This window comes from Halococcus salifodinae DSM 8989 (assembly GCF_000336935.1).
In the GTDB taxonomy this organism is placed as follows: Archaea; Halobacteriota; Halobacteria; order Halobacteriales; family Halococcaceae; genus Halococcus; species Halococcus salifodinae.
Genome location: NZ_AOME01000053.1, coordinates 1 through 16,294, shown reverse-complemented (window position 1 = coordinate 16,294; position 16,294 = coordinate 1). Strand labels below are relative to the sequence as shown.

Here is a 16,294-nt window from a genome sequence, read left to right as displayed (position 1 = left end):
CCCCAGCGGCGTTTCGGCCGTCAGTCGAGCAGTTGCTGGGCGATCGTGTTTCTGAGCACCTCGCTCGTGCCCTCGTAGATCTCGTTGAGCTTGGCGTCCCGGTAGAAGCGCTCGGCGGGGAAGTCCTTGGTGTAGCCGTAGCCGCCGTGGATCTGGATGCCCTCGTTCGCGACTTCTCTGCTGATCTCGCTGGCGTAGAGCTTCGCCTGGGAGGCTTCCTTTCTGTAGTCCTCGCCACGGATCTTCAGGTCGGCCGCCTGGTGCATCAACAGCCGGGCGGCCTGGAGCTTGGTGTCCATATCCGCGAGCTTGTGCTGGATGGTCTGGAAGTCGCTGATGGGCTGGTCGAACTGTTCGCGGTCCTGCGAATACTGGAGCGCCTCGTCGAGGGCGGCCTGGGCGATCCCCACCCCGCGGGCGGCGATCGTGATCCGACCGCCATTGAGGGTCTTGAGCGCGTGGACGAACCCGCGGCCTTCCTCGCCGAGTCGCCGTTCCTCGGGGATGCGCATTCCGTCGAAGCGCAGCTCCGCGGTCGGACAGCCCTTGTCGCCGAGCTTGTCCTCGGTCCCCTCGACGTGAAAGCCGTCGTCCTCGTCGGGACGGACGACGAACGAGGAGATCCCCTTGTTACCCGCGTCGGGATCGGTTTTCGCGAACAGGGTGACGGTGTCGGCGACCGAGCCATTGGAAATCCAGAGCTTGCCGCCGTCGACCACGTACTCGTCGCCGTCTTTCTCTGCCGTGGTCTCCATCGCGGGCACGTCGCTGCCCGCGCCCGCCTCCGAGAGCGCGAACGCGCCGATGTCTTCCCCTTCCGCGAGCGGCGTCAGGTACTCCTCTTTCTGGGATTCGGAACCGAACTCGTAGAGCATGTTGCCCGCGAGGCTGATGTGGGCGGCGACCACGGTACCGAGCCCGCCCGAACCCCGTGCGATCTCCGAGAGTCCGATCGCATAGGAGTGATAGTCGAGTCCCGCGCCGCCGTACTCCTCGGGGAACGGCATTCCCATGAGTCCCAGCTCCGCCATCTCGTCGACGAGATCGTGCGGGAACTCGTCCTCGTGGTCGATTTCGGCTGCACGGGGTTTGATCTCCTCGTCGACGAACTCCGCGACCATCTCCGCGATCTGTTTCTGCTCGGCCGACCGGCTGAAGTCCATGAACGTTCGTTCGGGCCGTGTTTCTTTACTGTTCCGCCACGGCCGCCGCTTCCCGAACAGTCGTTCGATCCACGGTATCGAGGCAAAACGGACCCACATACCGACCGCTTATCCGCCGTCGTCTCCTTGAGTCGGACACGCATGCTCTCGTTCCTCGACCGAATCCGGGAGGACGTCCGGACGGCGTTCACCAAGGACCCTGCGGCGAAGGACACGATCGAGGTGCTCCTCGCGTATCCGGGGCTCCACGCCATCTGGGCCTACCGGATCGCCAACGCGCTCTGGAAGCGCGACCACCGCCTCGCTGGACGACTCCTCTCCCATATCGCTCGCTTTCTCACCGGCGTCGAGATCCACCCAGGGGCCGAGATCGGCGATCGATTCTTCATCGATCACGGCGCGGGCATCGTGATCGGCGAGACAGCAGAGATCGGTGACGACGCCATGCTCTATCAGGGTGTGACTCTCGGTGGCGACTCGCTGGAGGACAAAAAGCGCCACCCGACCCTCGAAGACGGCGCGACCGTCGGCTCGAATGCGACGGTGTTGGGGCCCATCACCATCGGCGAGGGCGCGAGCGTCGGGGCCGGATCCGTCGTGTTGGAGTCGGTGCCGCCGAACTGCACCGTCGTCGGCAACCCCGCGAAGCTCGTCGGCGAGTGCCAAGAGGACGAATCGATCGAGCTCGGTAGCGGCTTTCCCGACTGAACGCGGCGACGATCGATCACCGGTCGTCCGTCAGGTGACGAGAGGACTACCGGGAGCGCGCCGGCGACCGATCGAGGGTCCCGGACGTGACGCCACCGGCGATCCAGCCTTCGACGGCGAACAGGCAGACCACGAACACGAGTAGTGGCACGAACAGCGTGTTCCCGGTGTAGAGCCACGGGAACCGCTCGATCCCGATCGTGTTGGCCGCGATCACGTCGTTGATCGCCCAGAACGTGCTGTCTGCGACGCGCGGCACGGCTCTGCTCATGCTCGCCCAGAGGACGGCCGCGAGCACGGCACCACCGAGTGCTCCTGCGAGACTGCCGGTACGTGCCCGCGCCCGCCAGCGACCGCCCGACCGGCGGCCGGCGACGTAGCCACAGCCGAACCCGGTAGCGAGCACCGCACCGATCGCGATCGGCCACACCGCTTCGGGCAACGCGACCGTAAGGCCGACCACGACCGCTGCGAGCACCACGCCGATGCCGGACGCGACCGCCGACCACTCGACCATGCGACGTGTAGCGTCGGCTCGCTTTTCAACTCGGCTATCGAATCTCTGCTACCGCAAAGAAAACCGCGTTGCGAATGACGACGACCGTTCAGTCTTCGAGTGCGTCGGCGATCCGTTCGAGCGTCCGGCGGACGTCGTGGACTTCGTCGCGGAGCTGGCGGAGTTCGCGGACCATCTCCTCGTTGCCGCCCTCCTCGCTGGGACCGCCAGGCCCCGCACCGGGACCGCCGCCCATCCCGCCCATGCCGCCGCCGGGACCGCCACCGCCGCCCATCATGCCGCCCATCATCTGGGCGAACGGGTTGCCGCCGCCACCCATGCCGCCGCCGGGACCGCCACCGCCGCCCATCATCTCCTCCATGCGCTCCTCGCGGCTCCGATCGTCGTCACCCTCGCGCTCGCCTTCCTCGGCGCGCTGCTCGCGGATCTCCTCGACGCGATCGCGGAAGGACTGCTCGTCCTCGCTCGCGTCGGGCTCGGTGTCCGTCTCCGTGGTGTCGACGCTTTCGTCGTCAGGTTCGTCGTTCGCCATGCGCCCGAGTTCGCCGGCCCGTCGGAAAAGCGTTCGGTGACCGGTCGCCCCCTCACTGAAACCCGGTGAGGCTGGCCTGGAGCGTCCGGTCGGTCGCGCCGGTCGTGAGTTCGTGGCCAACCAAACTCCGGAGATCGACTGCATAGGTCGTCCCGGCGTGATCGAGCACCAGCACACGACCCTTGACGCCACGCACGGTTCCGGTGAGAAGCGTCTCCGCGACTGGACGCTCGGCGAGATCGAGTTCGTCCTCGAAGGCGAACTCGTCGCGGACCTCGAACGTCGAAAGCAGTTCGTCCCAGGCCTCCACATCCACGATGTCGGCGAGTCCCCGAATTTTGGTCGGCACTCGCACCCGCTCGGTAACACCGTGGTCGTCGGCGATCGCAGTCTCGCGCTTGCGCGCGATCCGGCCGTCCGGGGCGATCTCGACGTGTGCGGCACGGTCGGCCCCCTGCTCGCGCAGCCTCGTGTCGAGTCGCTCTGATCGGGTGACGCCCACCTTGAACACCCGGGGTGCGAACGCCGCGAGGTAGATCGCGTGCTCGTCGTCGGAATCGCGGTTGTTCGCCACGGCCCACGGCACGGTGTGGAGTTCACAGTACGGCGCACGCTCGCGGTCGCACGCGATGTGCGTCTCGCCGTCGATCGTGCCTGCACAGTGACGCTCACCGAGCGTGTAGGTGAGTTTCGTCCCGGGGGCCAGCGCCTCACGGCGCACGTCGCCCGCCACGGCGATCAGGAGGGCTGGCTCGTCCGGCCGGGAATCGTAGCCGACGACCTGCACGCCGTGCGATAGGCAAGCGGTCGGCAAATCACTGCCGTTCCATCTCCGTCACTCCCGTTCCGCACTACCCGCTGCCGTCCGCCCATACGGTTTTGTCGCTCCACACCGAACCCCTGCGCCATGACGCTCACCGGAACGCTCGACACCCGGACGGACGAGGATCGAGTCGCGTTCGTCTTCACCGTCGAAAACGAGGGTAGCGAGCCCGCGACGCTCTCCTTTCGTGACTCCTGCACCGCGGACTTCGCGGTACTCGACGGCGACGACGAGCGCTGGCGGTGGTCACAGGGACGGATGTTCACCCAGGCGCTCCAATCCCAAGAGCTCGCACCCGGTGAGACCGTCACCTACGAGGGCGAATGGGGGAGTCCAGACACGGGCACCCACACCGTCGTAGCGACCCTCGAAGCCGAGAATCACGACTGCGAAGCACGAACCGAGCTTACGATCTGAGTCGATCGGCTCGGCGGCGCGTTTGGGCCCGTTCTATGGCGTTCAGGTCAGCTCCGCGATGAGCTCGCGCGCACCGCGCCGGACCGCTTCGTCGCTCGACAGTTCGGGCGACCACCCGAGCGCGGCGAGCTTCTCGACCGAGAGACGCATCCGGGGAACGTCCCCGGTCCAGCCGCGGTCGCCGCCGGTGTAGGCGTACTCTGGATCGAGCCCCATCTCGTCGGCGACGATGTCCGCGATCCGGGTGACCGAGGTCGTGGTCCGCGTTCCGAGGTTGTAGGTGTTCATCGACTGGTCGGCGTGTTCGACAACGTGCTGGATGGCCTCGACGCAGTCCGTGACGTGGAGGTAGGACTTCTCCTGGCGGCCGTCGCCGAGGATCTCCAACTCACTGGGATCGTCGTCGAGCTTCTCGATGAAATCCGGCACGACGTTGCCGCGCTGGTGTGGCCCGACGATGTTCGCAAAGCGGAACAGCCACACCGTGAAGTCGTGGGAGTGAGCGTACGTCGAGAGGATGCCCTCGTCGGCGAGTTTGCTCGCGCCGTAGATGCTGATGGGTTCGAGCGGGGCGTAATCCTCGGGCGTCGGCATCGGCGCTTCGCCGTACACCGTCGACGAGGAGGTGAAGGCGATGTTCGAGACCCCGACCTCGTGCATGCGTTCGAGGACGTTGTACGTCATCGCGCCGTTCTCCTCGAACAGCTGGCGGGGGTTCGCGTAGTTGGTGTCGGTGTACGCCGCGAAGTGGAACACGCCGTCGAGATCGTCGGTGACGACCCGTGCCACGTCGTCGGGATCGGTCATGTCGGCTTCGACGAATTCGGTCCCATCGGGAACCCGCTCACGATCGCCTTTCGAGAGGTCGTCCGCGACGATCACCTCGTTGTCATCGGCGAGTCGTGCCGCGAGATGCGAGCCCACGAGACCCGCCCCGCCGGTCACGAGCAGCCGTTTGCCGGAACAATCCATATCCCGGATGCCGAGCCACCGAGTATGTGTCTTCCGATCCCGCGAGCGTTCGCCTCGCGACGGTGTCGCGGGATTTATGGCCGCTGCGGTGAAAGAACGACCAATGGAACCATCCCGAGGATCGGTCGCAGATTCTTCGAACGGGACTCGGCCGCCGTCGATGAATCGCCGCCGAGCGCTGCTCGGGGTCGCCGGCCTCGCCACGACCGCGCTCGCCGGCTGTCTCGGTGGCGGTGCGTCGGGAGGCTCCGGGAGTTCGGGCAACGCGAGCGGCCAGAGCGGCGATGCGCTCCCGGCCCCGGTCAAGGGCGACGCCGAGGCGAGCGTGACCGTCGCGGTCTTCGAGGACTTCGCGTGTTCGCACTGCCGGACGTACAACGTCGATGTCCTGCCACAGATCCAGTCCGAGTACATCGACTCCGGCACGATCCGGTACGAACACTGGGACATGCCCGTCGTCAACGACCAGTCGAACTACGCGGCGAACGCCGCCCGCGCGGTGCAGGACCGTACCGACGACGCGGCGTTCTGGCGGTACGCCGGTCTGCTCTTCGAGAATCAGTCGTCACTCGGCGAGGAGCTCTACGGCTCGCTGGCGAACCAGCTCGATCTCGAAGCCGAGCCCGTCCGCACCGCCGCGATGAACCAGTCGTACGAATCGACGGTCATGGGGAATCGCGACCAGGGCGAGCAGCGCGGCGTGACCGGGACGCCGACGGTCTTCGTCAACGATACCGCCGTCTCCGGGTACTCCTTCGACGCGATCAGCTCGGCCATCGAGTCGGCACGATAGCACGCCATGCAGGACGAACCCCCGGTCTGGGTGCTCCGGCTCGGCCATCGACCGGGCCGCGACGAACGGATGAGCACCCACGTCGGTCTGACTGCGCGCGCACTCGGGGCTGATCGGGTGATCTTCGCCGGCAGCGCCGACGGACCAAAAGAGACGGTCTCCGACATCACCGAGCGCTTCGGCGGCCCGTTCGACGTCGAGATACGCGACTCGTACCGACCGTTGCTCCGCGAGTGGGACGGACAGATGGTTCATCTCACGATGTACGGTCTCCCGATCGAGGACTGTGCGCCCGACATCCGGACCGCCCACCGCTCCGCACCGCTACTCGTGGTCGTCGGTGCGGAGAAAGTCGCTGGAGAGGTGTACGACGCCGCCGACTGGAACGTCGGGGTCACCAACCAGCCCCACTCCGAGGTCGCCTCGCTCGCCGTCTTCCTCGATCGACTGTTCGAGGGCCGCGAGCTCGATCGGGAGTGGGAGGACGCCGAGCGAACGGTCGTCCCGCAGGAGCGTGGCAAACGTGTCGTGAATCCGGACGACTCGTCGACCGCCGAGCGGACGGAGCGATCGGAGTAACGCGACGGCTGACCACACTCGAAGAGCGTGATCGTACCGTAATGCGACGCTCAGCTCCCTCGAAGAAGTCGTTCGAAAACGGCGTCTCGACCGTTCGCCACTCCGGCTCACGGCGGTTCCGAAACCGCATATACGGATCGGTGGACGGGAGGGTAGTGTTCAGATACGCAGATTCCATGCGACGGCGAACGATCGTAACCACTCGTCGGCAGTTGCTGCGCCGGCATGACTGAAACAGTTCGAGAACGAGGAGATGCGTCGTTTTNATGCGACGGCGAACGATCGTAACCACTCGTCGGCAGTTGCTGCGCCGGCATGACTGAAACAGTTCGAGAACGAGGAGATGCGTCGTTTTCCCTCGCGGAAGACACGTTCGACGGCGTTACGATTTCCGTGTCGTTCGGAGCGGAAGTCGAGGCCGTCGGCGGCGGCAGGCTTCGTGTAGCGGTGTCGCGCCGTCGACGAGAAACGTGGCGTCGTCGACGTGGTGTTTCTCACGAAGTTCGGCGAAGAAGCCATGAGCGAGAGCGTGCTTGCCGACGGCCTCCAGAACCGAGCAGACGCGATGTTCCTCGATCACACCAGTGGCGACGATGCCGACTCCGACGGGAACACCGACGACGATTCAGAGCGTGGGCCGGTCAAAAGCGTCCTCCGGGTGGTCATTTTCGGCCCACTACTCGTCCTCGGAGTCGTGCTTTTACCTGTTGTAATCGTCTTGACCGTGATCGCAGGTCCTCCAAATCAGATCATTGGCATGGCGCTCTCGGTGATCGCCGTTTTCATGAAGTACCTCAGCCGGTTTGCGGTCTCGATCCTCTCACGGGCTCGGGAGTCCGTCACCGACCGCACTGCTGCAACGGTCATCGGTTCACCGATGGCGCTGGCCAGCGCGCTTCGCACCCTTGACGACCGGATCGCCGAAACGCCTTCCGAAGACCTCCGTGAGTCCTCAAGTCTCTCGACGCTTTCGATTCTTCCGCTTGAGCCTGTTGAAGCGACCGTGTTCGTCCCTTCGGAAGTGGATGGGATCAAACAATCGATAAACACGGTACGCTCATCCCGATACATCGTAACACAGCAGTTTCTCGAACCAGTCGTCCGGTGAGTTGAGTTTCAGTCCGCGGAAGCCGAGGTGTTTCTGGAGGTGATGTTTCGAGACACCTCGGTACTTCGCCAACCACTGGCGAAGGAAGCTGTGGCGGTTCTCACACGTGTTTGTGTGGGCGTCACCGATCACGTAGGTGTCGGAGTGGGTGACGGCCAGATNGGCGAAGGAAGCTGTGGCGGTTCTCACACGTGTTTGTGTGGGCGTCACCGATCACGTAGGTGTCGGAGTGGGTGACGGCCAGATGGCCGTCCACTCCCTCTTGTCTTCGATGTCATCGTAGATCGTGTAGCCGTCAGTGCAGAGAATGACGCTTCCGTCGCCGTATTCGGAGATATTCTCATCGGCGTCTTGTAGATCCTTACACACCAGAAATCGAACTCGTCCGTCATCCCGACGGACGAGTGTCAGGACAGGTAGTTTGTCTGACGTGAAGGTTCCGCGCCCCTTTTTGAGAGTCCGCGCGAGCGCGGACTCCCTTCCTCGTCTTCGATTCCTTTCTCTCCAGCAGTCACGTAGACCTCGTCGGCTTCACACACGTCGTAGAGGTCGAATTCGTCGATTTCACCGCTCACATCCTGGACTTTGTGAACGAAGTTGAGGATGGCCTCGTAGTCTCGATCGAGGTCCCGGGCGATCTGAGCGGTCGGCTCAGATCGCATCTCCTTGACGATGTCGAACATCTCTTCGAGGCCGAACCGATGCTGGCCGAAGAGCGTGTGCGTGAGGTCGTTGAAATAGGTCTCGCACGCCTTACACCAGTATTGCTGGGCGTCTTTGCCGGTCGTCCCCCGCTTGACAACAGCATCTTTCTCGCAGTGGACGCACGTCACCGTCTCGCCGAACCGGGCGAGACGGAGACGCTCGAAGCATCGCTCACGCGGTGGGAGGAAGACCCAAGCTGACTCCTCGTCCATCGTTGATCGCCATGTGATTCGCCAGTAGGATCGATGTTACGGTCTGTCGAGATGAGCGTACAACGTTTGGCGGTTGGTGGACCTGCTGGTGAAGATTGCCATCGACGGTGAGAACCGCACGTACGCACCGCGGGTGGATGCCAACCAGTTTCTGACCGTGGCGAAGCAGTACCACGGGCTCGATCCGCCTGACTGAGGCTCGGCCGTCCCCTGTGACCGCCCGTTCGTGAGCGGCAGCTCTATTGGACGCTTATTTGTTTCACGCTTTGAGACACTGATCCTGAAATCACGACCCGATTCCGCTCGGGGCTCATTTTCCACAGCAAGAAACCGGCTGCAACGAACATCCATTCCGTGCATTCAGCACCAACCTAGCCGACATCAGCCTCGAAGGAATCCTCGCTGACGAACCGCTGGTCGCTTCAACCGAGTTCGATCCCGACAGCTACGAGCCCCGAATCCTCCGCGTCCTGTGTGAGGAGAGTCGGTATCCACCGACGGTCGAAACCGCTCGACTGGATATTCGCTGGTTTGCGAGTGGCGACTTCTCGATACACTACGTCGAAACGACGGCCGCAGACCACTGGGAATGTCGATGGAATCGTCACCTGAACCCTCACAATGCACGCCTCCACTTTCATCAACCGCCAGCAGGAGACGAGATCATCGATCTCACATGGACCTCGTTGCATCCGATCGATGTCGTGTCGACAGTTGTTGCTGCAATTGAACAGCGGATCGAACAACACTGGTCAGTAGACTGATCGTGACTTTGTCTACTCTGGACTATCTTCTCCATCATGCCATCGGTATCCCGTGCGTGATTTGTGGGAACTGACGAAATAACAGTGGCACAGGGCCACCAGACGTTACTCTCGTTCGTACTCAACGAGTTCGATCCGCTGTTCGAGGTTTCCGTTCTCGTCATAGAAGGCGACATAGGGTGCGCTGCTGAACGCCTGTTGGGTGCAGGTCTCCTGGGTAAGCGTCTCGTTCACCCGCGACTCGATGACGTAGCAGTCAACGCCGGCATACGAGTCGGTCCCAGTGACCTCAATATGCATCGATCCCTCAGCCGATTGCTGTGAGAACTCGTTGCCGACCTGGAGGTCTTCGCCGCCGCTGAGCATCCCAGCAGTCACCCCTCCGAGTCGGATCGCAGTGAGGTACGCGTAGGCGGGCGAGGTGGCAATCTGTGGTTCGACCTCACCGACCGGTCCGGTGACGGTCGACTCGAAGGATTCCTCGCCAAGGTCGTACTGGAAGCTCACCGTCGCCTGTCCGTTCGAGACCTCTGTGGTTTCAAAGCTCATGCTCCCAGTACCCTCCTCGGCCGACTCGATCTCGAAGACATACCGCCCCGGCTTCGAGAGGTTGAACCACTCTTCTTTACCATCCAGCGCAGTGCTGGCTGAGGAACTGTCCGCACCGCTACTCTTGGAAGGGGTGTCGTCGGCTGCACTGTCATTTGACGAGATAGCATCGGACGACTGGTCGCCTCCATCGTTAGCCTCACTGTCGCCACCATTGGCTGTAGCGGTCATGTCGTCACCTTCGGCATCGTCGTCAGCCCCATCCCCGCTCGGAGTGTTGGCCTCAGCGACGCCATCGCCCGCATTGTCGTTCCCGCTGTCGCCGCCGAGACCGCTGATGCCGGCACAGCCCGCAAGGACCACCGCGAAGGCCAGTACTAGGGTCGTAAGCACCCGTGCATTCCGGGGTGTTCGTCCGTCAATCCCCTGTCCGTTTGCTTTGTCGTGTTGCATTGTCGTCTATCCGTAGTTAGACCGCTCCGAGGGCGAACGACTCGATGATCCGCACGGCGACCGCTTCGAGCCGATCGTCGTCGTTCCAGTCCACCCCGAGGGTGTAGCCAGTCGTGCCGTCGAGAACGAAGAGATACGCGAGCTGCCAGCGCTGGTCGCACATCCCGTTCCGATAGGCGTACTCGACCGCCCGGCCGGTTTCGCCGCTTTCGAGCGCGATGTCCCGACGGTCAAGTGCCTCGACAGCCCGGACGTGTTCGTCGGCCGCGAGACCGTCGATAAAAGCTGCGACGTACTCCCCGAGCGTGAGATCGAGTCCCTCATCGACGTATACTACTGCTCCCGCCGAGCCAACTCGGGCACCGAACGACGCCCCGCCTGGTGCCTCCGGCTCGACCGTCCAGTCTACGGGATGAGTGACCTGATAGCCGTACTCGTCGTCGGTGTACGTCTTGAACGTTAGTTCCCCGTCCGATCCGTCTTCGTCCGCACCGCCGTCACTGTCGATTCCATCTCCGCTGTTGTCGGATCGACCGTTGCCGGAACGTTGAGCGGCGTTCGCGCGCATCGCTCTCGTGGCGATGGTCCGACGCGCTCGCCCGTTGTATGGTCGTTCGGTTGTATCCGTCATTTCTCCTCCTGGTTCGTGGTCGTTCATCTCTTCTCAGACCAACTTATCGGCGATGCCCGCCGCCACCGGAAGGCGGGGTGTCTCACCCTGGTAGGCCTTGACCAGCAGGTAGACCCACGCGGCGAACCCACCGACGGCAACAACGAGCCACACAAGTCCGAGGATCAGCGAGAACAGACTCCCGACGAGGAACATGCCCGAACTGCTGCCGAACGATGCTACCGATACAACCGTCCCAAAGAAGGTGAGGGCGATGTACGTCACAATGAGCAGACCGTTGAACGCCATGCTCTGAGCGGCGTGCCACCGCACGAATCGGTCATCCTTCTCGATCAGGAAGAAGATCAGTCCCGACACGATGCCGAACAGGTATGATAGTGCCCCCGCGACGTTGCTGTCTAGTCCCGATTCGCTCTCCGCAGCCGGTGCCGCGGGCTCTTGTTCGATGTCGATATCTTGTGTGCTGCTTGCCATTGGTTTTCTCCGTGTTTCGTTTGCTGTCTTTCGTTCGTCCGCACAAACGGCGGCGGGTTCGTCCGCTCACAACTATGGAAAGGAGTGACACCAGATTATAGTCACCGAGTAGATTTGTCTCAACACCTGAAACCGTCTCACGGCCTGAGACAGTTTTGTTTGGTGAGTTTCCCTCGCTGCTCTCGTGACTCGTGCTGGAGCCGTCTACGGCAAGCAATAGTAGCGCTCGAAGAATCGGCCCATCGACGATTTGGTCTGATTCGTGAGTTTAGAGAATCGATGAACGGTCGGGCCCGATCTCGCATCATACAGGAACTAGTAGCTTTCACTTGTATCACACAGTCATCCAGTAGTTATAGGTAGTTAGACACACGAGTATGGTAGAAGGATTCAGTGCGATGAGAACCGATTCAGTACAGTCCGGCTAGGAGACGGGAGCCCCTGATGACTCTTTTAGCGGTTGTGTATGTTGCGCTGCTCGCCCTCTCAGCTGCGATCACTGGCGGGCTAGCGGTCTACGCGTGGCGTCGCCAGGACGAACCCGGAGCAGTCCCGTTTGCCGGGTTGATGGCAGCTACGTCCGTCTGGACGGTCTGTGCGGCCGCGACACTACTGACGCGCGACCCAGAGGTACATCTACTCATCGAGCAAGGACAGTGGGCCGCGACCGTATTTGTCCCGGTCTTCTGGGTGCTGTTTGCCCTGACGTACACCGGTCACGACGAACTCGTCTCGGGACGAACTGTGCTATTGCTATCGATAGTTCCGGTGGTGTCACTCGCACTGGGACTGACGAACCCGTTACACGGTCTCGTCTGGACGGACACCCGCGTCTACGTCGCCAGTGGCGTCGCAATCGCTACCAGACTGCCCGGTGATTGGTACTGGGTATTTGTGGTCTACGCTTACGCACTCATAGGGACCGGAACATTGCTGATACTCAGATTGGTGTTTGTCTCCGATTACCTCTTTACTGATCAGGCAGTCCTACTGGTCGTTGGTACGATCGTTCCGCTGGTCGGCAACGCGGTATCTGTGACCGAAGTGACGCCGTTGCCGGGAATCGATGTCACACCGTTTGCGTTCACCGTCACAGGTATCACGTTTGGATACGCACTGTTTCGTCGGCGGTTGTTCGAGTTGGTGCCTGCGACCCGCCGGTTGGGACGCGATACCGCCATCGCCACCCTCGACGACAGTATACTCATTCTCGACAGCAACTATCACGTCATCTATGTCAATCCCGAAGCCGCCGATGTCCTCGACTGCAATCCCCGAGAAGTACTCAGTGCACCAGCAGCAAACCTCATCGACACTTCCGTCATCGAGTTCGATGTACCGGACGCGCTCGCTGAACTCCACATCGATGGGCGATTCTACGAGGCGCGGTCATCTACGATCACGGACCGACGTGACCGCGAAATCGGACATACACTCGTCCTCCACGACATCACCGTGCGCAAGCGCCGCGAGCACCGCCTTCGACAACAGCGTGACGAGCTCGCACAGCTCGATCACCTCAACGAGGCCATCCATGACAGTACTCAAGCATTCGTGAGCGCTACCAGCAGGAACGCCATTGAGACCGTCGTTTGTGACCGGCTGACTGCCTCTGACCTGTACACCGAAGCGAGTATCGTCGTCGACCCAACCGACGAAATCGTTGCCAGTGATGGCGGTGAGAAAATCGAGGGCGCTGACACACCGATAGTGATTCCCACAATGGGATCTACTGAAGAGGCGGTTTCGTCGGTTTCCGAGACACTGCCCGACGTTCTCGATACCGAACACGGCTCGTGGGCGGTTGTCCCATTGAGATACGGCCAATCGATCTACGGTACGCTCGTTCTCTACACGACGCGCTCCGACGCGTTCGAGTCACGAGAGCTCACGGTTCTCGGCCAGTTCGGCGATACGATTAGTCAAGCCATCAATGCCGTCGAGAACCAACGGCTGCTGCTCGCCGACACTGTGACCGAACTCACGTTTCGGTGCCCCGACGCCGCGCTCGCGGAAGTCACGAGGAAAGCCGGCTGTCGTCTCTCTCTCAAAGGACTCGTGCCCACGAGTGATAGTGAAATGCTCCTCTACTACCACGCCATGGATGGCTCCGCACAACACGCTGTGGACACCGCGTCAGGGATCGACGGAATCGACGGTACCCGGGTAGTCGATGACGCAGACGACATGGTCGAGTTCACACTGACGGATCGGTCGGCACTACTGGCACTCTCGGAAGGCGGAGCGAACGTCCGTACTGCGGAGGCCGACGAGGGAGAGTATCGGGTGGTCGCCGAGGTCGCTCCAAAGAAGGATATTCGGGCACTCACGGAGCACATCCGCGAATACTGTCCGAGAGCGACGCTGGCCGCAAAACGTGACCTCGACCGCCCGGTAGAGACGGATCAACAGGATGCGCTCCCTGACGATACTCTTGACGAACTCACCGACCGTCAGCGAGAAGTGCTGGAGGCTGCCTATCGCGCTGGATACTTCCGGTGGCCCCGCGATCGGACTGCGGAGGAAGTCGCCGAATCGATCACTGTTAGTTCACCGACTCTCCACAAACATCTCCGGCGCGCAGAAGAACAGCTACTGGATAGCCTGTTCGACCAGAACGACGACACCGATCGACCACGAAAACGGGAGAGTGAGTGAACGCAATCGCCGACTCGCCCGTTGGGCAGATACGCTCCGTGGGCATATATGATACTGAAACGCGAGACGTGGCTTCTTCCGAGAAAAGCACGGTCAGGAACCCTCTATCGACGTCGGTTTATGATACCTAGCCTCCGGCTATACCCTCCGGAGTGCGCTCCAATCGCATGGAGAACGATACCATGGCAACAACCGAAAGAACAGTGTTACAAACGAATACTGAATCGGCAGAAGAGAAAGCAGCCCAAAATTCTTCACGCACCACCTCACGGGCGTCCCATAACACGATGGCGGAGAATTCAGTGATGGACACAACTGCGTTCATCACGCTCGTCAGGCGCGCGCCAGCGCTCGCCGCGCTGCGCGAGCAGCCACTGGATCGTCGTGACCTCGAAACGTGCCTCGACGTGTCGAAACCGACCGTCCACCGGCTCACGCGGACACTGAGTGAAATGGGTCTCGTCGAGAGATCGAACGGAGTGTTCGCGCTCACGGGATTGGGCAAAGCGGTCGCCGACATGGTCGCCGAATTCACGCGGAACGTCGAGACGGCCTACCGGCTCACTCCCCTCCTGGAGACCATCCAAGACCGATACCCCGCCTTCGATGTCGCAGCATTCGCAGACGCGACTGTGACAACTGCCGAGCCGAGCGACCCCTATCGTCCAGTGCAGCGGTACTACTCACTCATCGAGGAAACGAGGGTCCTGCGTGGATTCGACACCACGACACTCTCACCACAGCACATCGATGCGGTACACAGGCGGGTTTGTGACGGTATGGAGACGGAACTCGTCTATCCACCGGCCGTCGCCGCTCATCTTCTATCGGCACATCCAGAACAGATGGCAGAGATGGTCGAGAGCGGTTCTCTCGATGTTCGCGTTCATGCTGACATCTCGCACGGACTTGCCCTCTTCGATGAACGGGTCGGGATCGGGAGTTACTGTCAGACTACTGGCGCGCTACAGGCATTTATCGACACCGACGAGCCCGCCGCGTACGAGTGGGCCGAAACGATATACGACGCCTATTGGACAGAGGCCGAACGGTTCGAGATGCACCCCAGTCCTTCTCTGCGGCCCGTCTAAATCGCTCGACTGCATGGGATACGCTATGGAGAACACACACGATGAACGAGATCGAACAGATGGAGACGGCCAATGGCGGTGTGGAAGCGACGGCGAAGATGGGTTGGAGGGTTGACAGCGGTGAGAACTCGGCTCCCGAGGGAAGAGATATTTCCGACAGCAATGTGAGATACAGGAGCCAAACGGCCACAATAGTGCCGAGCACGGAACAGTCGTCGGTCGACGAATCCACTCACGAAAGCGATACAGAACGGATAGCAGCGACTGTCACCAATCACCATCTCTGGACAGGAATGACGCCCTACGAGAACGTGGATGGAAAGTTTGTATTCACGTTTGATCGCCCCATGACCTGGCACGTCACAACTGTCATCAACGACACGAGCGTTGTGACAGTCGAGTTAGCCCCGTCAACAGAGGGAGTGGGCACACACTCACACGTACTGCGGATCAGACAAACACTCCAGCCGATAGAGGCCGAGAGGCTCGAACGATACCAGCATGACACGTATCGAAATCAGCCGAAAGGAAAGACGATCGACCCACTCCAGTTCAGCGGACGAACGGTGGCCGTCAGTGTCGACACCGGGGAGCAGTCCCACCAGTGGACGGTCGTCCTCCCCACCGATAGTGGCTCCTACCTGGTCCAGCTCACCACGAGCCACACTGACGACACTACGGATCAGATTGACGACGAATCTCTCGGCTGTATCGGGGAGTTGCGGAAACTCGGGATACAGGTCCTGTACAGCTTCCGGCCGAAGGGTGCCGAAATAGTGGTCCAATAGACGAATAGCGCACCGGTAACCGGCAGTACAGCGTCAGTCAGACCGACTAAATGTGGCCTCCAGCCGGCCGATAGCGGTTTCGCTTAGTGGAGGGCCAGGATCTGCCAGCGGCGATTCCCACTACATAGAGGGATACGTATCTCCGTCCGTCCATACGAACGTGACGAATCACAGCCACCACGCTAGCGGGATCAGAGGAAATCGCTGACGCTGACCCCCTGGCCGGTACTGGCACTTTCGCCGCCCCCGCCACTCTGATCGGGATTGATCGGCTCTGTTGAATCGCCGTAAGGCGGTGGAATTCACTGTGTGACGGAGCGTTTGATGTTGTAGACGACACACATCAGGGTGATCTCT

16 protein-coding genes and 2 pseudogenes are annotated in these 16,294 nt (G+C 61.6%); 8 read left to right on the top strand and 10 right to left on the bottom strand.

The features are described 5' to 3' along the window. Nucleotides 1-20: 20 nt before the first annotated feature. Nucleotides 21-1,163 carry an acyl-CoA dehydrogenase gene (locus C450_RS09380; RefSeq protein ID WP_005043008.1) on the bottom strand — a complete coding sequence of 381 codons (1,143 nt, stop codon included), beginning with the start codon at nt 1,161-1,163 and terminating at the stop codon, nt 21-23. A 141-nt stretch (nt 1,164-1,304) separates the two neighbouring features. Here C450_RS09380 and cysE point away from each other — a divergent pair, with 141 nt between their 5' ends. Beyond that, nucleotides 1,305-1,871, top strand: a complete 567-nt coding sequence (cysE, locus tag C450_RS09375; RefSeq protein ID WP_005043006.1) for a serine O-acetyltransferase — start codon at nt 1,305-1,307, stop codon at nt 1,869-1,871. 46 nt (nt 1,872-1,917) lie between these two features. On the opposite strand, the gene C450_RS09370 is transcribed toward cysE, so the two are convergent. The 3 genes from C450_RS09370 to C450_RS09360 all read right to left on the bottom strand — a co-directional run bounded on the left by C450_RS09370 (nt 1,918) and on the right by C450_RS09360 (nt 3,707). Then, nucleotides 1,918-2,388, bottom strand: coding sequence for a hypothetical protein (locus tag C450_RS09370; protein WP_005043004.1), 471 nt, complete (start codon nt 2,386-2,388; stop codon nt 1,918-1,920). Between the two features lie 88 nt (nt 2,389-2,476). Then, nucleotides 2,477-2,920, bottom strand: coding sequence for a hypothetical protein (locus tag C450_RS09365; RefSeq protein WP_005043003.1), 444 nt, complete (start codon nt 2,918-2,920; stop codon nt 2,477-2,479). Between the two features lie 52 nt (nt 2,921-2,972). Next, nucleotides 2,973-3,707: a DUF2797 domain-containing protein gene (locus tag C450_RS09360; protein WP_005043000.1), complete on the bottom strand. Its 735-nt coding sequence runs from the start codon at nt 3,705-3,707 to the stop codon at nt 2,973-2,975. A gap of 120 nt (nt 3,708-3,827) precedes the next feature. On the opposite strand from C450_RS09360, the gene C450_RS09355 reads away from it, so the two are divergent. After that, on the top strand, nt 3,828-4,160 hold the full coding sequence (locus C450_RS09355; protein WP_005042998.1) for a BsuPI-related putative proteinase inhibitor: 333 nt from the start codon (nt 3,828-3,830) through the stop codon (nt 4,158-4,160). 42 nt (nt 4,161-4,202) lie between these two features. On the opposite strand, the gene C450_RS09350 is transcribed toward C450_RS09355, so the two are convergent. Beyond that, complete coding sequence (locus tag C450_RS09350; protein ID WP_005042996.1) at nt 4,203-5,132, bottom strand: NAD-dependent epimerase/dehydratase family protein; 930 nt, start codon at nt 5,130-5,132, stop codon at nt 4,203-4,205. 160 nt (nt 5,133-5,292) lie between these two features. On the opposite strand from C450_RS09350, the gene C450_RS09345 reads away from it, so the two are divergent. Next, complete coding sequence (locus tag C450_RS09345) at nt 5,293-5,925, top strand: DsbA family protein (protein WP_005042994.1); 633 nt, start codon at nt 5,293-5,295, stop codon at nt 5,923-5,925. A gap of 6 nt (nt 5,926-5,931) precedes the next feature. Next, the gene (locus C450_RS09340; RefSeq protein WP_005042993.1) at nt 5,932-6,504 is read left to right on the top strand and encodes a tRNA (cytidine(56)-2'-O)-methyltransferase; all 573 of its coding nucleotides are present in this window, start codon (nt 5,932-5,934) and stop codon (nt 6,502-6,504) included. Between the two features lie 252 nt (nt 6,505-6,756). Here C450_RS09340 and C450_RS09335 read toward each other — a convergent pair. Beyond that, nucleotides 6,757-7,030, bottom strand: a pseudogene (locus tag C450_RS09335) (IS6 family transposase); the annotation flags it as partial. Between C450_RS09335 and C450_RS21595 the strand changes: the two are divergent. After that, nucleotides 7,022-7,612, top strand: coding sequence for a hypothetical protein (locus C450_RS21595; RefSeq protein WP_005042987.1), 591 nt, complete (start codon nt 7,022-7,024; stop codon nt 7,610-7,612). The pseudogene C450_RS09335 and the gene C450_RS21595 sit on opposite strands and share 9 nt — an antisense overlap. Here C450_RS21595 and C450_RS20810 read toward each other — a convergent pair. The 4 genes and pseudogenes from C450_RS20810 to C450_RS09310 form a co-directional block, all read right to left on the bottom strand. Beyond that, nucleotides 7,562-8,529: pseudogene (locus C450_RS20810) on the bottom strand (IS1595 family transposase). The gene C450_RS21595 and the pseudogene C450_RS20810 sit on opposite strands and share 51 nt — an antisense overlap. 869 nt (nt 8,530-9,398) lie before the next feature. After that, nucleotides 9,399-10,295: a hypothetical protein gene (locus C450_RS09320; RefSeq protein ID WP_193790513.1), complete on the bottom strand. Its 897-nt coding sequence runs from the start codon at nt 10,293-10,295 to the stop codon at nt 9,399-9,401. 16 nt (nt 10,296-10,311) lie between these two features. Beyond that, nucleotides 10,312-10,926 (bottom strand): hypothetical protein, encoded by a 615-nt coding sequence (locus C450_RS09315; protein ID WP_241430323.1) that lies wholly within the window; start codon nt 10,924-10,926, stop codon nt 10,312-10,314. A gap of 33 nt (nt 10,927-10,959) precedes the next feature. Next, the gene (locus tag C450_RS09310) at nt 10,960-11,400 is read right to left on the bottom strand and encodes a DUF4870 domain-containing protein (RefSeq protein ID WP_005042978.1); all 441 of its coding nucleotides are present in this window, start codon (nt 11,398-11,400) and stop codon (nt 10,960-10,962) included. A 444-nt stretch (nt 11,401-11,844) separates the two neighbouring features. Here C450_RS09310 and C450_RS09305 point away from each other — a divergent pair, with 444 nt between their 5' ends. The 3 genes from C450_RS09305 to C450_RS09295 all read left to right on the top strand — a co-directional run bounded on the left by C450_RS09305 (nt 11,845) and on the right by C450_RS09295 (nt 15,937). Beyond that, nucleotides 11,845-14,058, top strand: a complete 2,214-nt coding sequence (locus C450_RS09305; RefSeq protein ID WP_080510290.1) for a histidine kinase N-terminal 7TM domain-containing protein — start codon at nt 11,845-11,847, stop codon at nt 14,056-14,058. 305 nt (nt 14,059-14,363) lie between these two features. Further along, entirely contained in the window at nt 14,364-15,149 is a 786-nt protein-coding gene (locus tag C450_RS09300) for a helix-turn-helix transcriptional regulator (protein WP_005042973.1), read from the top strand. A gap of 41 nt (nt 15,150-15,190) precedes the next feature. Continuing rightward, nucleotides 15,191-15,937 carry a hypothetical protein gene (locus C450_RS09295; protein ID WP_005042970.1) on the top strand — a complete coding sequence of 249 codons (747 nt, stop codon included), beginning with the start codon at nt 15,191-15,193 and terminating at the stop codon, nt 15,935-15,937. Nucleotides 15,938-16,294: the final 357 nt, after the last annotated feature.

What these genes read in the sequence shown, in the direction of transcription:
- C450_RS09355 (WP_005042998.1), top strand. Translation starts at nt 3,828, where the DNA reads ATGACGCTCACCGGAACGCTCGACACCCGGACGGACGAGGATCGAGTC.
- C450_RS09315 (WP_241430323.1), bottom strand. Translation starts at nt 10,926, where the DNA reads ATGACGGATACAACCGAACGACCATACAACGGGCGAGCGCGTCGGACC.
- C450_RS09300 (WP_005042973.1), top strand. Translation starts at nt 14,364, where the DNA reads ATGGACACAACTGCGTTCATCACGCTCGTCAGGCGCGCGCCAGCGCTC.
- C450_RS09305 (WP_080510290.1), top strand. Translation starts at nt 11,845, where the DNA reads ATGACTCTTTTAGCGGTTGTGTATGTTGCGCTGCTCGCCCTCTCAGCT.
- C450_RS09310 (WP_005042978.1), bottom strand. Translation starts at nt 11,400, where the DNA reads ATGGCAAGCAGCACACAAGATATCGACATCGAACAAGAGCCCGCGGCA.
- C450_RS21595 (WP_005042987.1), top strand. Translation starts at nt 7,022, where the DNA reads ATGAGCGAGAGCGTGCTTGCCGACGGCCTCCAGAACCGAGCAGACGCG.
- cysE (WP_005043006.1), top strand. Translation starts at nt 1,305, where the DNA reads ATGCTCTCGTTCCTCGACCGAATCCGGGAGGACGTCCGGACGGCGTTC.
- C450_RS09340 (WP_005042993.1), top strand. Translation starts at nt 5,932, where the DNA reads ATGCAGGACGAACCCCCGGTCTGGGTGCTCCGGCTCGGCCATCGACCG.
- C450_RS09295 (WP_005042970.1), top strand. Translation starts at nt 15,191, where the DNA reads ATGAACGAGATCGAACAGATGGAGACGGCCAATGGCGGTGTGGAAGCG.
- C450_RS09350 (WP_005042996.1), bottom strand. Translation starts at nt 5,132, where the DNA reads ATGGATTGTTCCGGCAAACGGCTGCTCGTGACCGGCGGGGCGGGTCTC.
- C450_RS09345 (WP_005042994.1), top strand. Translation starts at nt 5,293, where the DNA reads ATGAATCGCCGCCGAGCGCTGCTCGGGGTCGCCGGCCTCGCCACGACC.
- C450_RS09365 (WP_005043003.1), bottom strand. Translation starts at nt 2,920, where the DNA reads ATGGCGAACGACGAACCTGACGACGAAAGCGTCGACACCACGGAGACG.
- C450_RS09320 (WP_193790513.1), bottom strand. Translation starts at nt 10,295, where the DNA reads ATGCAACACGACAAAGCAAACGGACAGGGGATTGACGGACGAACACCC.
- C450_RS09370 (WP_005043004.1), bottom strand. Translation starts at nt 2,388, where the DNA reads ATGGTCGAGTGGTCGGCGGTCGCGTCCGGCATCGGCGTGGTGCTCGCA.
- C450_RS09380 (WP_005043008.1), bottom strand. Translation starts at nt 1,163, where the DNA reads ATGGACTTCAGCCGGTCGGCCGAGCAGAAACAGATCGCGGAGATGGTC.